At 42.9% G+C, this 14755-nt stretch carries 12 protein-coding genes and 1 tRNA gene; 3 read left to right on the top strand and 10 right to left on the bottom strand.

The window, feature by feature from the left end; all coding sequences use genetic code 11:
- The first annotated feature begins 33 nt into the window (after window positions 1-33).
- From COR50_RS02750 to COR50_RS02740, 3 genes are all read left to right on the top strand, one after another.
- Window positions 34-978 carry an ABC transporter ATP-binding protein gene (locus COR50_RS02750; RefSeq protein WP_098192560.1) on the top strand — a complete coding sequence of 315 codons (945 nt, stop codon included), beginning with the start codon at window positions 34-36 and terminating at the stop codon, window positions 976-978.
- Complete coding sequence (locus COR50_RS02745; protein WP_098192559.1) at window positions 975-3179, top strand: Gldg family protein; 2205 nt, start codon at window positions 975-977, stop codon at window positions 3177-3179. Before COR50_RS02750 ends, COR50_RS02745 begins: the two co-directional genes overlap by 4 nt.
- A 427-nt stretch (window positions 3180-3606) precedes the next feature.
- Window positions 3607-4344: a sulfite exporter TauE/SafE family protein gene (locus tag COR50_RS02740; protein ID WP_098192558.1), complete on the top strand. Its 738-nt coding sequence runs from the start codon at window positions 3607-3609 to the stop codon at window positions 4342-4344.
- Between the two features lie 364 nt (window positions 4345-4708).
- On the opposite strand, the gene COR50_RS02730 is transcribed toward COR50_RS02740, so the two are convergent.
- The 10 genes from COR50_RS02730 to COR50_RS02685 form a co-directional block, all read right to left on the bottom strand.
- A complete protein-coding gene (locus tag COR50_RS02730; protein WP_098192556.1) occupies window positions 4709-5152 on the bottom strand; it encodes a DUF2147 domain-containing protein in 444 nt (147 codons plus the stop codon).
- Window positions 5153-5531: 379 nt separating this feature from the next.
- Complete coding sequence (locus COR50_RS02725) at window positions 5532-6203, bottom strand: hypothetical protein (RefSeq protein ID WP_098192555.1); 672 nt, start codon at window positions 6201-6203, stop codon at window positions 5532-5534.
- Between the two features lie 5 nt (window positions 6204-6208).
- Entirely contained in the window at window positions 6209-6715 is a 507-nt protein-coding gene (locus tag COR50_RS02720) for an RNA polymerase sigma factor (RefSeq protein ID WP_098192554.1), read from the bottom strand.
- Window positions 6716-7378: 663 nt separating this feature from the next.
- Window positions 7379-7450 (bottom strand) — tRNA-Arg (locus tag COR50_RS02715).
- 61 nt (window positions 7451-7511) lie between these two features.
- Window positions 7512-9296, bottom strand: a complete 1785-nt coding sequence (locus COR50_RS02710) for an AMP-dependent synthetase/ligase (RefSeq protein WP_098192553.1) — start codon at window positions 9294-9296, stop codon at window positions 7512-7514.
- A gap of 42 nt (window positions 9297-9338) precedes the next feature.
- Window positions 9339-9596 carry a 2TM domain-containing protein gene (locus COR50_RS02705; RefSeq protein ID WP_098192552.1) on the bottom strand — a complete coding sequence of 86 codons (258 nt, stop codon included), beginning with the start codon at window positions 9594-9596 and terminating at the stop codon, window positions 9339-9341.
- A gap of 130 nt (window positions 9597-9726) precedes the next feature.
- Complete coding sequence (locus COR50_RS02700; RefSeq protein ID WP_098192551.1) at window positions 9727-10419, bottom strand: YceI family protein; 693 nt, start codon at window positions 10417-10419, stop codon at window positions 9727-9729.
- 44 nt (window positions 10420-10463) lie between these two features.
- Complete coding sequence (gene paaN / locus COR50_RS02695) at window positions 10464-12122, bottom strand: phenylacetic acid degradation protein PaaN (protein ID WP_098192550.1); 1659 nt, start codon at window positions 12120-12122, stop codon at window positions 10464-10466.
- A gap of 43 nt (window positions 12123-12165) precedes the next feature.
- Window positions 12166-13245 carry a tetratricopeptide repeat protein gene (locus tag COR50_RS02690; RefSeq protein ID WP_098192549.1) on the bottom strand — a complete coding sequence of 360 codons (1080 nt, stop codon included), beginning with the start codon at window positions 13243-13245 and terminating at the stop codon, window positions 12166-12168.
- A 161-nt stretch (window positions 13246-13406) separates the two neighbouring features.
- A complete protein-coding gene (locus COR50_RS02685) occupies window positions 13407-14627 on the bottom strand; it encodes a DUF1015 domain-containing protein (RefSeq protein WP_098192548.1) in 1221 nt (406 codons plus the stop codon).
- Window positions 14628-14755: the final 128 nt, after the last annotated feature.

The following is a 14755-nucleotide window of genomic DNA, read 5'->3' as shown; positions in this document are numbered from 1 at the left end:
TCACTAATATTCTTTTGTTTAAACAAATAGTTCATGCAAGAACCTGTTGTTAAAATTGAAGCATTGTCGCACCGTTACAGCCGGGACTGGGCTATAAAAGACATTGCGTTTGAGATCAGTAAGCACGGTATTGTAGGGCTGCTTGGCTCTAATGGAGCCGGTAAGTCTACCACCATGAATATACTGTGCGGGGTACTGAGTCCTACCGAAGGTAAAGTGCTGGTAGACGGCATTGACATCCGTCGGAACCCTGAAGAGGCAAAGAAGCGTATCGGCTTTCTGCCCCAGAATGCGCCGCTGTACCTGGAACAAACCGTGGATGAATATCTCCGGTTTTGCGCTTACCTCAGATTTATTCCACCGGCAGATATTAAGGAAGCAGTGGATATCGTCAAGGAAAAGTGTGGTGTAGCGCATTTCAGCAAAAGATTGATCGGTAACCTTTCCGGCGGGTACCGTCAGCGAGTTGGCATTGCCCAGGCGCTTATCCATGAGCCGCTATTAGTGGTGCTGGATGAACCGACCAACGGACTTGATCCTAACCAGATCCTGGAAGTGCGCCAGTTGATCCGGGAAATAGCAGAAGACCGCTCCGTGATCTTTTCATCGCATATCCTTTCGGAAGTGGAAGCCACCTGCCAAGATATCATCATGATAGAGCAGGGGCGCATCGTCTTCAAAGATACCATGCACTCATTTAATAATTATATCGCTCCGGATAGCCTGGTAGCGACGATGGAAAACATGCCTGCCGCCAGCGACCTAACAGATATACCGGGTGTTAAGGAAGTACAGTTCCTCAGCGGTAAGTCAGTAAGGGTACGGTTTGAGCCGGGCATTAACATTGCCGAGAACATTGTTGAATCCAGTGTATTGAACAGGTGGCGCCTCAGTGAGATCACGCTAGAGCGGAGCTCCCTAGACGCCATTTTCGCCCAATTATCCAACAAGCAAAGTAAAAATAGTATCCAAGTATGAAAATCATCACCAGAATAGCGCGCCAGGAGCTGGGCATCTTATTTCACTCCCCCGTAGCTTGGCTGATCCTGATAGTATTTCCGATACAGATAGGTATAGATCATCTTACCTATATAGAAATGGTAGGGAAAGCACAGCGCATGGGGAGCCATTTTTCCCATATTACGGCCATGGTATTTGCGGGAAAAGAAACCTTTTTCGTGGGGGTAAAAAATACGCTGTACCTATATATTCCTTTACTTACGATGGGACTCATCAGCCGGGAAACACATAGCGGCTCTATCAAGCTGCTGTTGTCTTCTCCTGTTAAAGTGCGGGACATTGTACTGGGTAAATATTTAGCAATGATGCTCTATGGCCTTCTACTGTTGGCTATCATATGGCTGTATTGCATTTCCGGCGCCTTTTTTATCAAGAACATGGATTGGGGACTATTAGCATCCGGCACATTGGGCATTTACCTGCTCATTTGTGCGTATGCTGCCATAGGACTGTACATGTCATTACTAACCTCTTACCAGGTAGTGGCGGCCATCAGTACGCTGGCGGTGCTGGCGCTGCTCAACTTCGTGGGAGGGCTCTTCCAGGGCAACGATGTAATCAGGCACATCACCTATTTTATCTCGATCTCAGGTAGGACAGAACAGTTTATCTCCGGCCTGATCAGCTCGGAAGACGTTCTATATTTTATCATCATCATTACCTTCTTCCTGGCCATCACCTGCATGAAAATGGAAGACCAGCGTAATATAAAAAGCAGCCTTTTAAAAGCGTTACGCTATATAGGTGTTATTGCGGTCTGCTTCCTGGCAGGATACCTGAGCTCAAAACCTTCATTGACGGGATACATCGATATGACGGCTACCAGGCAGCACACCCTTGGACCACAGAGCCGGGCCCTTGTCAAGCAAATGGATCAACCATTGAAGATTACAACCTATGTCAATGTACTGGACAACAATTTCTACTTGGGGGCGCCCGAGAAGAAAAGCGATGATGAAAGACGGATGACACCTTACCGGCGCTTCCTACCGGATATGAAGATGGACTATGTATATTATTACGATTTTGCAAAAAACGATCATCTTTATAAACGGTATCCCGGTGAAAGTGATGTAAGCATTGCAAAGAAAGTAGCGGATATTCAGAATATGGACTTCGGCAAATTAGTGCCGCCGGAACGTATCAGGAAAATGGTCAACCTAGCGCCCGAAGAAAATAGGTTGGTAAGGCAGTTACAATATGGCGACCGCAAAACTTTCCTCCGGTTCTTCGACGATATGATGATCTATCCGAGCGAACGGGAAGTAACCGCCGCGCTGGAAAGGCTCGTAAATCCCGGTAATATTCCGCTGGTCACTTTTGTAACCGGCAATAGGGAACGTAGTATTGTGAAGTCTGATGACGGAGCCTGGAAAATGTTTGCCAAGGAGCTGAGCTTCCGTGCAGCACTTATCAACCAAGGCTTTGATGTGGACACGGTTAATGTTGCATCCCAGGATATTCCTTTGAACACTTCTGTCCTGGTCATAGCCAATCCCGGCAGCGCTATTCCCACAGCAGGAATAGAGCGTATTTCCCGCTACCTGGAAGAAGGCGGTAACCTCTTACTCGCATTGGAACCAGGTCAGTATAATGGGTTAGATACACTTTTGCAAACACTGGGAGTAAAGGTGGGAGATACACCCGTGCGGGAAGAAAGCGCAGACTATGCCCCCGATTTTATCCTGGCGCATGTGACGGACAGTGCAAGTGCCGCCATACCCGGCTTAGCGGGCTGGGAAGCCGCCGGTGCAATCATTTCTATGCCGGGAGCAGCGTCATTGGCATACGAAGGCAGCTCTTTCAATGCTACTCCATTGTTAGAAGCGGCCAATGGAAGCGCGCTCGCCATGGCACTGCAAAGGAAGGTTAATAACCATACACAGAAAATACTGCTTAGCGGCGATGCAGACTTCATGAGCACCGGGGAACTGTCGAGAAACAAGCCATCAGTAAGTAATGGCAGGCTAACCAGCACATTATTCCAATGGCTTACCGATGGGAAATTCCCGGTAAATACAGGAGCCATACCTCCCCGCGACAGCATAGACAGCAAAGACAGTGGTATTATGCTGATGCGCATCCTGTTTTTTGGGGTGCTACCCGGCTTGTTACTAGTCTACGGCGCCATCCTGCTGATCTATCGTAAACGTAGGTAGAGCGCTGTATTATAACTAACATGGACTATCCTAAAATAAGCAACAGGAAAAGTGATTTAAACGATCACTTTTCCTGTTTTGCAATCGAAACAGAAAATGATATAATAGAAGGATGCCATAGTCGCTCTCTATTTGGTTTCCCAAAATCTGTTCCCGGTAGAAGCTATCAATTACAATTTATGGCTTAACGAAATAGGATTTACACAACATTACATGTTTGAAGACAGCCAATAAAATGATGTTGTACTTGCACAAGAAAAGGGTTGGATACGAGTACAAAATTAAACAACCAATTATCGATTAATTCCTTGTCCGTATTGATTTTGAGGGTAATTAATCGTATATTTGTATGATTGTTTTTCATGCTTCATTAGCCCGGAAGATTAAGCCAATATAATAGACGGGAACTATTCAATAAATCGCAATTATGGCTGATACTGTTTTGTACGTGTTAATCATTTCTTTTATCGCAACTTTAGTAAGATCAACATTTGGTTTTGGTGAATCATTAGTCGCGGTACCGCTTTTATTAATCTTTTTACCCATTGAAATTGCGGTACCTTTATCTGTACTGATTTCTGTAGTTGTAGCGTTAACGGTAGTTGTGCAGGATAGGAAACACATACATTTTAACAGCGCAAAATGGCTGATAATTTTTGCGATCCCTGGCATCCCGATCGGTTTATTGATCTTGTTATATACAAACGAATTATTTGTTAAACTGGGATTGGGAGTTTTATTAATCCTCTATTCTTTATATTCCCTGTTCGGAAAAAACAGTTTACACTTGAGGAGCGATCAAAAATTCTGGTTGTTTACCTGTGGATTTTTGTCCGGTGTACTCGGTGGTGCATACGGGATCAATGGGCCGCCATTGGTTGTTTACGGGAACATGCGCCGTTGGGGCGCGAAGCATTTCCGTGCTACTTTACAAGCCTATTTTTTACCGGCAAGTTTTATCGGGATCATTGGTTATGCCACGAAAGGATTAATCAATTCGGAAGTGTTGAAATACTTCCTGGTATCGTTACCGGCTGTATTTCCTGCTATATTCCTAGGCCGGTATCTAAATCATCGTTTGAAAAATGCTTCATTTTTTAAATACGTTTTTGTAGGCTTGATATTGATCGGCATTTTTCTAATAGTGGAAGTAATTAATTCCTAGTAAGAAAACATTCAATTTCATTGTTGTCTGACTAAAAATGCTTTAAATGTACTTGAATTCCTTACCTGGTCAAGGATATAAGCGAAGGATGATACACCCCCGCCAAGAGAACCGTGGCACTTCGCACCGTTGATAGCGAAGGGGTAGCTTGGCCATACAGTAGTAGAAAGGCCAGGTCGAGCAATCAAATTGGTGGCCGTAATGGCCAATTTGTGCCCTTTTTTTTTTCGTGCTTTTTTGGGTAAACAAAAAAGTACAAGAAACGAGCAGATGAACATTGAATCGAACTATTGAGGGGTCAAATTGCTCCCCGGTTAAAATTTAGTCGGACAATAATGATTCAATTTAATGTTTGATATTTCCATCATTGTACCCGTTTGAATTTTATTGTTCTCCCAAATAAGGAAAGGCCGATATAGCCGCGGAACTCCAATTCATCCAGATTTTTAAGTTTGCCAGTTAAGCTGTAAGTTCTCCCATCGGCGGGATTGTATAATTTCCCATCAACATATTCACCATCATCAAAACGGAGATGAGTAATATTGACTATATTTTTTCTAAACCTGTTTCTCAAGCTTTTATCCGGGTTGTTGAAATCTTTTTTAATGCTTCCATCATCATTAAACATATCCGATGCCCATAAAAGTTTTCCGAAAAATTCATCTCCGGATTTATAGATTTCAAACTTGAGAACAACATCGGAATTGGTGCTTTCCCAAATGCCGGCTATCTTGTCGCCTGGCAGCGCTTGTGCAAATGAGAGGGTTGATAGCAATAGTATTGTGAATAGACTGAATATCTTTTTCATCCTTGATAATTTGTATGTTATAAAATTTTTCTTTTCGTTAACCGGGATCGCTTAAAGTTTATATACTGTCACTTGCCGGCTAATAGCAACAAAGTTCGATCGATCAAGGGATATCCATGTATCCAAAAGGCGGGGTGTTGTAGTCTAAAGGGACAAATTGTGATGGATGTAGTTAAGTATTGGGAATGAGTTTGGCACCTACCGGTAATTCAATTACATCAAATTATTTTATAAAAAAAGCCTGGAAGTTGATCTATAGAACGACTTCCAGGCTTCTGTTTTTTATCCTTAACGGGACTCTTTAAAGTTCGATAAATCTAAACGCTATTTGAAAGATACGTGGACATAGGGCCATCACAATTTTTCAAGGATGAAACGGTTAAGCATCGGCGCTTGGCTCTGCTGAAAAGCGGTTTATTTGATCTAATAGTTCCATTGATTTCATCAATGGCGTCCATTCTTTTCCTTTAAAGATAAGTTTAAACCATTTTTTATCCCTGTTTTCATATTTAATATTGAAAAATAACCATAGTGACAGGAAGGTAAAGGAACCCGTGATCGTTAGCGTGACAAGCCATTGCCCAATATTCCAATTTGTAAACATTGATTCATGCCACCAGAAAGTTGTCCACAGGGGAAGCTGCAAGAACAATATCCTGGCCGACCAAAGTGTAGAAATTTTAAGCTGAGCCAGTTCTCTTTGGGTTTTCAAAATTGGGTTACCGGTATCAACCCGGTATATTTTTACCAGTTGGAAGAGATAGATAAACAGTGCAGAAGCTGTCAGCAAAATTTGAAGAGCCGCGGAGAGGAGAAAGAACTTGTTCGCGTTCCACAAAGATTCCCAATTCGCACTCAAAACGATGGATCCGATAGTTACCCACAGCATTCCAATTAGGATAGTAAAAAATTTAAGCGGCTTCATCGAGCCTAAGATATTATGAACCTTTAGGCGCGTAATATTATCCGCATTTTCTTTACTTAATACAAAGTTCGCCTCCAATTTATCATTGGTCGTTTGCCAAAGTTGTTTTAATTCTAACTCGTTCATATTCTTTAATATTTTAACTGTGAGAACCGTGCTTTTAGTTTGTCTTTAATACGACCTATTTTCGTCCCGACATTACTGACTGAAATCCCTATTATCTCGGCAATCTCTGCATGGCTCTTATCTTCCAAATATAGAATAACCAATATTTTGTCCATATCCTTCAGTTCACTAATGAATTGCTCCAGTAGATTTAGTTGCCATTCATTTCCAGGTGCATCATCAGGCGGTAAATCCGCCAACTGTCCATTAAGAGATGTGTATAGCTTTGCCCGTGATGAATTTTTTCTATAAAAGGAGATCGCAACATTCAGAGAAATGCGATACAACCAAGTGGAGATTTTATATTGATCATTATATTTATGAACAGCTCGCCAGATTTGTATCATCATTTCTTGCATAAGATCTTGCCTATCCTGTTCATTTGAACAATATGCGCGGGCAACCTTGAACATGATGCCTTTATGCTGTTTAATGATTTCCCGGAAAAATTGCTGTTGATCTTGTTTGTTCATTGTAATTATAAAGACTGATTATTCATCAAGTTTAATATACTCGTCTTCTTACATCAAGAGAAATTTATTATAATAGTAATATGTGTTCCAACGAAGCGGTTCAAGTAATTTAAATCAATTCATTGTTCTAATCATCATGATTTATGCAGCGCTTTTATAACAATTATTCGCAAGCGGGGTTAAAAAATCACACTTTGGGGGGAGGGTTACTGAAAATTAATGCAATTTATTCTCTATTTACACTTGATCAAGTTGGAATATGATGTTTATAGACTGATACGGTTAACTTTGTGCTGTCGCTTTAAAATTAACAGTAACGGTCTACCCTTAGAATGCTCAATACCGTAAATTTTTGTCCCACACCCGGAACCTTTTGTGCTTGTAACCTTTCCTTTTCGTGGCCTGTACAGTTTAGGTCAATGAATTTTTAAGATAACGAGGAGGACATTAGTATGACTGCTTCATTTTCTACCTGGGATGCGAATTGAAATGTTCGTGGAAAAATGGATACTCCTGGTAAGTATTATAATGCAACACAAGCTGCACAATTGGAAATCTCCCAGTTGCCGGTTTTATGGGTATAACAAGAAGAACAGGGTACTGCAAACAAAAAGCCTGCAAACGTTTAAATTGCAGGCTTTTTGTTTGTAGCTTTAAAATTTGTAGCCCCGCCAAGAATCGAACTTGGATCTAAAGTTTAGGAAACTTCTATTCTATCCATTGAACTACAGGGCCATCTTTCTATACTCGTTTGAATATGAAAGGAGTGCAAAAATATAAAAAAAATGGAAAATTCCTACGAAGTATAAATTTGTTCAATTTCCTTGGCATATTTTTCTACGATAATCTTCCGTTTCAGCTTCAATGTAGGCGTCAACTCGCCCGTATCAACCGTCCATTCATCGGGTAATAGCGAGAATTTCTTGATCTGTTCCACATGGTTGAAAAACTGGTTATATTTTTCAACGATCTGGTCGTAATGTGCTATTATATCAGGATTTTTTAACATTTCTTCCCGGCTTCCCAAGTTTAAACCTTGCTTCTTAGCCCAATCGCGCAGGTTATGGAAGTTGGGAACGATTAATGCCGAAGTGAATTTCTGATCTTCCCCTATAACGATTAACTGCTCAATAAAAGGTGATTCCTTGAACTTATTCTCAATCGGTTGTGGCGCTACGAATTTACCCCCGGAGGTTTTGAACAACTCCTTCTTCCGATCGGTGATCTTCAGGAACTTATTATCCACCAGCATACCGATATCGCCCGTATGAAACCAGCCATCAGTAATGGCATCTCCCGTAAGATCCGGGCGTTTGTAATAACCTATGGTTACATTAGGGCCTTTGCATAGAATTTCTCCATCTTCTGCTATTTTTACTTCCACATTGCTAATGATCGGCCCCACGGTTCCAAACATCCTGTCCTTTACATCCATGCGGTTTACAGCAATTACGGGGGATGTCTCCGATAAGCCGTAGCCTTCCAAGATCGGTATCCCGGCGGCCGTGAAAATTTTTAATAACCGCATCTGGCAGGCGGCGGCCCCCACTACTACGGCTTGAATATTGCCGCCCAGGGCTTCCCGCCATTTATTGAAAATCAGTTTATTGGCGATAGATAATTGCACATTATACCACCAACCCAATTTTTTATTGATCTCGTATTTTTTACCCAGGTCAATAGCCCAGAAAAATAAGGCGCGTTTAATCCCGGTAAGGCTTAAGCCGGTGGCCATGATTTTCTCGTAAACCTTTTCCAGTAAGCGGGGTACGGTTGTAAAGATGCTTGGTTTTACTTCCTTGAGGTTATCGGCTATCGTATCCATGCTTTCGGCATAATAAATAGATACCCCGGCACCCAGGTATACGTAGCTTACCATCCGTTCAAATATGTGATTGAGGGGTAAGAAACTCAATGCACGGGCTTGCTTGTTTACCGGTAGATACGGCGAACAGGCACGCACATTGCTCATGATATTGTCGTGGCTCAACATGACCCCTTTCGGGAAACCCGTTGTTCCGGAGGTATAAATAATCGTTGCTAATTGTTTGGGAGCAATACTTTCCTTTATGGATTCAATCTTGGGATAATCCGCTTCGCTACCCATAGATAGGATTTCCGACCAATGTTTTTGTCCCGGTATATCCTTGAACGTGTAAATTTCCCGGATACTCGGAAGCCTGTCTTTTAAGGCAAGAACTTTTTCCAATATTACCTCATCGCCAATAAATAATATGCTGGCAGCGGCATCATTCAGTACGTATTCTGTTTCTTGGGGACTGATAGTCGGGTAAATTGGAACCAGGACCGTGCCTATCTGTTGGCAAGCCAAATCGGTAATGAGCCATTCCGGCTTACTACTGGAAATGATGGCTACCTTATCCAAGCGCTCCAAATCCTGGGAATTATTGCCCAATCCCAATTGTAAAAGCCCTGCACTCATCTGCATGGTCAGTTTCGCTACATCGGCAGTGCTGTACTTGATCCATTTCCCATCAACTTTCCCGCAAAGCATATCCTGTTTAGGGTAATGTTGCAATTGATGCTCAATAACGTCGAATAACCTGGTGGGTTGGTGCATGATAATATTTCATTGGTGAAAGCCTTGCAGCACTGGGCTGCATTATCCGATTTCATTTTGATCTTTAGTTTCCAGGGATGCCCTGGGGTATGCATTGCAATATCCAAATACAAGGATGACCGTCCAACCGGCACCAACCGCAGTAGGCCAAGGTAATCCCAAGATAGTATGTTCCGAGAAATACCAGGCGATCCATAAGATGGAGTTGATCAGTACGTATGCGAGGAAATGAGTTTTGAAACTTGCCCGCGCTTTTGCCAGTCTTTCAGTTGTTAAATCCTTGTTTTCGAATGTACTCATATATATAATAATAGGATCATCCCTACAAATTAAATATAAACTATTTTCTTGGTAAAATAAACAAGGAAAGCCGCGGTACTACCTACTTAAGAGGTTGTAAACCGCGGCTTTACGTTATTTTAACATACAGCTAACGTTTGGCAACGATGCTGAGGCTAATATTTACCTGGGAATTGATCAATTTGTCTTGCAAGGATTTGTCTGCCCGGTATTTCATTCCCCACTTGGTCCTATCCATATTAAAGTTTGCCTGCGCCAGCACCTGGTCCGGTGTGATGCTGATCTTGGCAGGGAACGCTATACTCCGGGTAGAATCCTTAAGGGTCAGGTTTCCTTTTACCATATGCGTGGCATCTTTCAGCAAAATCGTATTCTCATTAGCCATCGCGGGTGTGAAAGGAGTGACTTCCGTTATCACAAATGTTGATAGCGGGAACTTAGAGATATCGAAGAAGTTGGGCCCCTTTAACTCGGTTTCCAACTGGCCGCGCATATCATCTTTATCAGAAAGATCCACGTTTTGCAGGGAGCTGATGGAAATTTTTATATTTCCCCCAATAATTGTGCTGTCCTGCAATATTAGCTGTCCATCCAAGATATTAAAAGTACCCTTATGCTCGCCCGTCGGTTTCGTGCCGATCCAGACCAAGCTGCTCGTTGAAGTATCGATCTTGTAGATGGTGCCGCTTTCTTCAACGGTGGTTGTATCGGGGCTGGCTTCCGTAACTACGGCATTATCAGCCTTGGGCACTTGCTGGCAAGCGGCGCCGAAAATACCAAGGGCTAAAATGATAATAAGTATTGTACTGCTATTGCTCCTCATATATCAAATATAAATCAATTGCACGATGAAATACTTGGCAGCTTTTATGCATCGGCTAAGCTGCGGTTTCCAACCCATACGAAGCGTTTAATGATAAATTCTTCGTTGGTAAAGGATGCGTTCCCGGCTGGATTACCTCCCGTAACATGGAAATCTGAAAATGCGGCGTGCTGGTTTACCCAGATAAACCCTGTTAAGTTAAATGAAACCGGTGCAAATACTCGGTTCATCGCCGTTTCTATCTTTTCGTGCATAACGGGATCCGTTGTGTATGCCGCACAGGTAATGGCTCCATGTTGATGTGCCATTTGTTGCGCTAATTGGATTGAATGATCGGTATCATTCGTTTTTATAATCAAGGCAATAGGCCCGAATAATTCTTGCTCAAAAATATCTTGATCCGCGGCATTAACTTCTAAAATCAATGGGGATACCGTCCTTGCTTTAGGATATTCAGGGTTCTCTACCTTGCTGCTGGCCAACACTACTTTAGCTCCTTGCTTTTGGGTCTGTTCTACCCTGTTGCAAGTCACTTCGTTTTGAATTGCCCCCAAGGTGCCTGCGGCCATCTTCGGATTCGTTACGATCCCTTCCACGGCGCTTTTAAGTTTGTTCACCGCCTCATCAAAGCTCACCGTTCCAGCGGCTGTTTTGATGCCGGTAGCCGGGATGAAGAAATTTTGCGGGGCGGTACACATTTGCCCGCTATACAAGCAAACGGAGAAGGCCAGGTTTTGCATCACGGCATCCAGGTCCTTGGCGCTATCGATGATTACTGAATTTACACCTGCTTTTTCCGTGAATACAGTTTTGCCGGGCAAGGATTCTACATAATTGCCGAAACTGCTTCCCCCTGTATAATCGATGATTTTAACGGCGGGCTGCTCTGATAATGTCTTCGTAATCAAATCGCTGCTGCTATCTACCGCTAATTGGCAGAGGTATGGACTTAAACCGTTGGCTTCCAATACTTCCTGTATCAAACTAACCACGATGGCTATCGGTAATACTGCCTTCGGGTGGGGCTTCACGATTACCGGGTTCCCGGTAATGAGGTCTGCATATATCCCGGGAACGCTATTCCATATCGGGAAGGTAGAACAACCGATTACCAGTCCAATTCCCTTCGGAATCGCTTTAAAATTTTTATTGAGCTTAATGGTAAACTTGCCCATCGGTTTTTCCCAAGTTTGCGCTGAAGGGTAACGTTGCAATTCGCTATATCCCATAGCGATTGCCTCTAGCGCCCTGTCATTAGCATGTGGCCCCGAAGCCTGGAAACTCATCATGAACGATTGACCCGTTGTATGCATCGTAGCATGGGCTATCGAGAAAAAATGTTCCTTGATCCGCTCCAGGCTTTCCGTTAAAATACTGGCCCTTTCGGCCACGGGTCTTTGTTCCCAAGCTGGCGCGGCCTGTTCGGCCATCTTGATCAGCTCTTGGACATCCATGGTAGGGTAAGTAATGCCGAGCGGTTCCTGTGTGTAGGGAGAAACTTCTTCCCCTGTCCAACCGGTTATAACTTTCTGCTTTAATTTTTCGAAAGGCTGATTCAGTAAACTTTTAAACTCTTGTTCCCCTTTTGCCGGGGCATCTTCGCCATAGGCTTTAGGATGTTCGGGGTATTGCGCGAAAAAAGTTCTTTCGTGGTTGGCTTTAACCGCGTTATCGATAATGTTTTGGTGTTTTTCAACTAGCATAAGCTAACGTAGATTTATTATTGTAACGTAAATGAACCAGCTCTTACTGGCTTATCTTGGTATTGTTGTCGTCATAAAACTCATCTTTCCTAGGTTTAAAAGGATGATCCCTTTGATATTTGCTGAACCGGTTATATTCATCCTGGTGTAAGCTGGTCCAGGCTTTATATGCCGATTGGTTAGATACGGGACCGAATAACCATTGGTTGTAAGCCTCGAACATGCCATCTTTCAACAATTGTTGATGAAAGTCGAACAAGGCCAAGGGATATTTTTCATCGCTGAAATTAAACCAATCCAAGATAAACCTCGTTCTTAACATGATCAGGTTTTCAACTTCTATCCCGGTAGTGACAACACTTAATTGTTTGGCTATAGTACCTTTGTATGCTTCTAAGAAATTATTGACCGCGTTTTTCTTCGATTTCTTGTTGCTTTCTATATCAGGAATACTGCTGAATAAAGCCGGGTCATCGAACATTTTTTTATAGGCTTCGATAATTACGTTCCGCATCTCGGCAGTACGCGTGGTATAGCTTTCCAAGTTCACGAATGTTTCGCCGTAAATAATCGACCAGATGGGCGCCTTCGTATAAAAATATGAAGTGGCCGCATTATAGTAGTTTCCAGGGAATACCGGATCTACTTCAATTCCTTTCACCCAGGTATGTAATGCCCCATCGAAATTCTTCATCGTTTGAAGCAATTGTCCATAATCATTATAAAGTTCTCCCCTGTTTGGAAACTTCTTAATCCCCCTGTTGTACAGCTTTTCCGCATTTTTCCATTCCTCGCGTGCAATGTAAATATTGCCCGCTATTTGGTATAATTGGACATCGGCGCCCCTTTTGTCTAATAAAGGCTCAATCACGTTCTTAGCCCGGGCCATGTCTCCTTTCAGGTAATAAGCAAACCCTAATTCCCGCTTCAATTGCAAGTCATTCGGTTCTTGCTGTATTGCTTGGTTCAATACCAGGATCGCGTTGGCATAATCTCCGCTACGCATGAAGCTCTTAGCTGTATTATGCAATTCGCTGGCATCCTGCGCTCGAATTCCCGCCGTACTAATGATGATGATTGCTAATGTGAATAAGAATCGAAAACTAACTTTGCGCCATTCCATGAAATCAATGGGTTTTATGTAAAAATAAAGAAAAAAGACAAGCGCCGTTTAAACAGGCTTACCATGAATATCATAAAAAAACACCGTCTTCCCCAGTCCCGTGAAGCCGGGACATTCAGTATAAGGAAAGACAGTGTTTCTGTTGATATTAAGCTAATAGATTATACGACGTGTGTCAGCAACCCATCGCGTAATTTAGGCTCAAACCAGGTAGATTTGGGAGGCATAACATTTCCGCTGTCGGAAATATCGAATAGCTGTTGGATCGTAACCGGGTAAAGCGCGAATGCTACTTGCATCTCACCGCTGTCAACCCTTTTGATCAATGCTTCCAAACCCCTGATACCGCCCACGAAGTCGATACGTTTATCGGTTCGCGGATCCTTTATACCCAATAATTTATCCAGTACGTTGTTTTGTAATATCGTAACATCGAGCACGCCGATCGGATCCGTGGTATAGGTTCCCTCCCGGGCTACTAAATGATACCAGGTTTTATCAAGGTACATGCCAAATTCGTGCAGCATTGCCGGTTTTTTAGGGGAATGGCCAACTGCCTCGATCGTGAAATCGTATTCTAAAGCCGACAAAAATTCTTCTTTAGAATGACCATTTAAGTCTTTCACCACCCTGTTATAGTCTAAAATAGCTAATTGGCTGGCCGGGAAAATAGTGGTCAGGAACCACGCGGAGGCTTCAGATTGCAAAGAATTATGCACCAATGCCGCCGACGCCGCCCTGTGGTGACCATCTGCAATATAGGTGCAAGGTACCTCGGAGGCGAAGAGCTTCGTAATTTCCTGCACGGTGCCGGGTTCGTTCATCACCCAGATCGTGTGGGTAATTCCATCTTCGGCAACGAAATCGTAAACGGGGCTATGATGCTCTTGCCACGAATCGATGATGCTATTGATAGAAGGCACGTCGTTATAAGCTAGGAAAACATTCCCTGTTTGTGCCCTGGTGGCCGTTATGTGGTTGATGCGATCCTGTTCTTTTTCCGGGCGGGTAAATTCGTGTTTCTTGATGATATCATTATTATAGTCATCAACAGATGATACGCAAACTAAGCCCACCTGTGAACGGCCATGCATAATCAATTTGTAAATATAATAGCATGGCTGATTTTCTTGGATCAAGGTACCGTTTTCGCGGAGCGCTTTCAAGTTTTCCGCCGCTTTCGCATATACTTCAGGGCTATGTATATCAGTACCCGCCGGTAAATCGATCTCCGATTTGGATACATGGTAAAAGGAGTGCGGGTTGCCGGAAGCTTCCGCTTTAGCTTCATCGGAAGATAATACATCGTAAGGGCGGGCAGCTACTTTGGAAGCTACATCGACCTTGGGTCTTAATGCCGCGAAGGGTTGAATTTTAGCCATATAATTATATTTCAATTGATTTAAGCGCTGTAAAAATAAGAAATGATGCAGCCAATCAAAATAATTGTGGATTAAAATAAAAACGCCTTACCCCGGAAGGTAAGGCGCAATATGTTTACGGTAAGGGA

This window comes from Chitinophaga caeni (assembly GCF_002557795.1).
Taxonomy (GTDB): domain Bacteria; phylum Bacteroidota; class Bacteroidia; order Chitinophagales; family Chitinophagaceae; genus Chitinophaga; species Chitinophaga caeni.
Note: the sequence above shows the minus strand (reverse complement) of the source record. Positions and strands in the feature narration are given on the sequence as shown.

Bases quoted from the DNA above. Each gene is read 5' to 3' on its own strand.
- COR50_RS02750 (WP_098192560.1), top strand. From the start codon at position 34: ATGCAAGAACCTGTTGTTAAAATTGAAGCATTGTCGCACCGTTACAGC.
- COR50_RS02745 (WP_098192559.1), top strand. From the start codon at position 975: ATGAAAATCATCACCAGAATAGCGCGCCAGGAGCTGGGCATCTTATTT.
- COR50_RS02740 (WP_098192558.1), top strand. From the start codon at position 3,607: ATGGCTGATACTGTTTTGTACGTGTTAATCATTTCTTTTATCGCAACT.
- COR50_RS02730 (WP_098192556.1), bottom strand. From the start codon at position 5,152: ATGAAAAAGATATTCAGTCTATTCACAATACTATTGCTATCAACCCTC.
- COR50_RS02725 (WP_098192555.1), bottom strand. From the start codon at position 6,203: ATGAACGAGTTAGAATTAAAACAACTTTGGCAAACGACCAATGATAAA.
- COR50_RS02720 (WP_098192554.1), bottom strand. From the start codon at position 6,715: ATGAACAAACAAGATCAACAGCAATTTTTCCGGGAAATCATTAAACAG.
- COR50_RS02710 (WP_098192553.1), bottom strand. From the start codon at position 9,296: ATGCACCAACCCACCAGGTTATTCGACGTTATTGAGCATCAATTGCAA.
- COR50_RS02705 (WP_098192552.1), bottom strand. From the start codon at position 9,596: ATGAGTACATTCGAAAACAAGGATTTAACAACTGAAAGACTGGCAAAA.
- COR50_RS02700 (WP_098192551.1), bottom strand. From the start codon at position 10,419: ATGAGGAGCAATAGCAGTACAATACTTATTATCATTTTAGCCCTTGGT.
- paaN (WP_098192550.1), bottom strand. From the start codon at position 12,122: ATGCTAGTTGAAAAACACCAAAACATTATCGATAACGCGGTTAAAGCC.
- COR50_RS02690 (WP_098192549.1), bottom strand. From the start codon at position 13,245: ATGGAATGGCGCAAAGTTAGTTTTCGATTCTTATTCACATTAGCAATC.
- COR50_RS02685 (WP_098192548.1), bottom strand. From the start codon at position 14,627: ATGGCTAAAATTCAACCCTTCGCGGCATTAAGACCCAAGGTCGATGTA.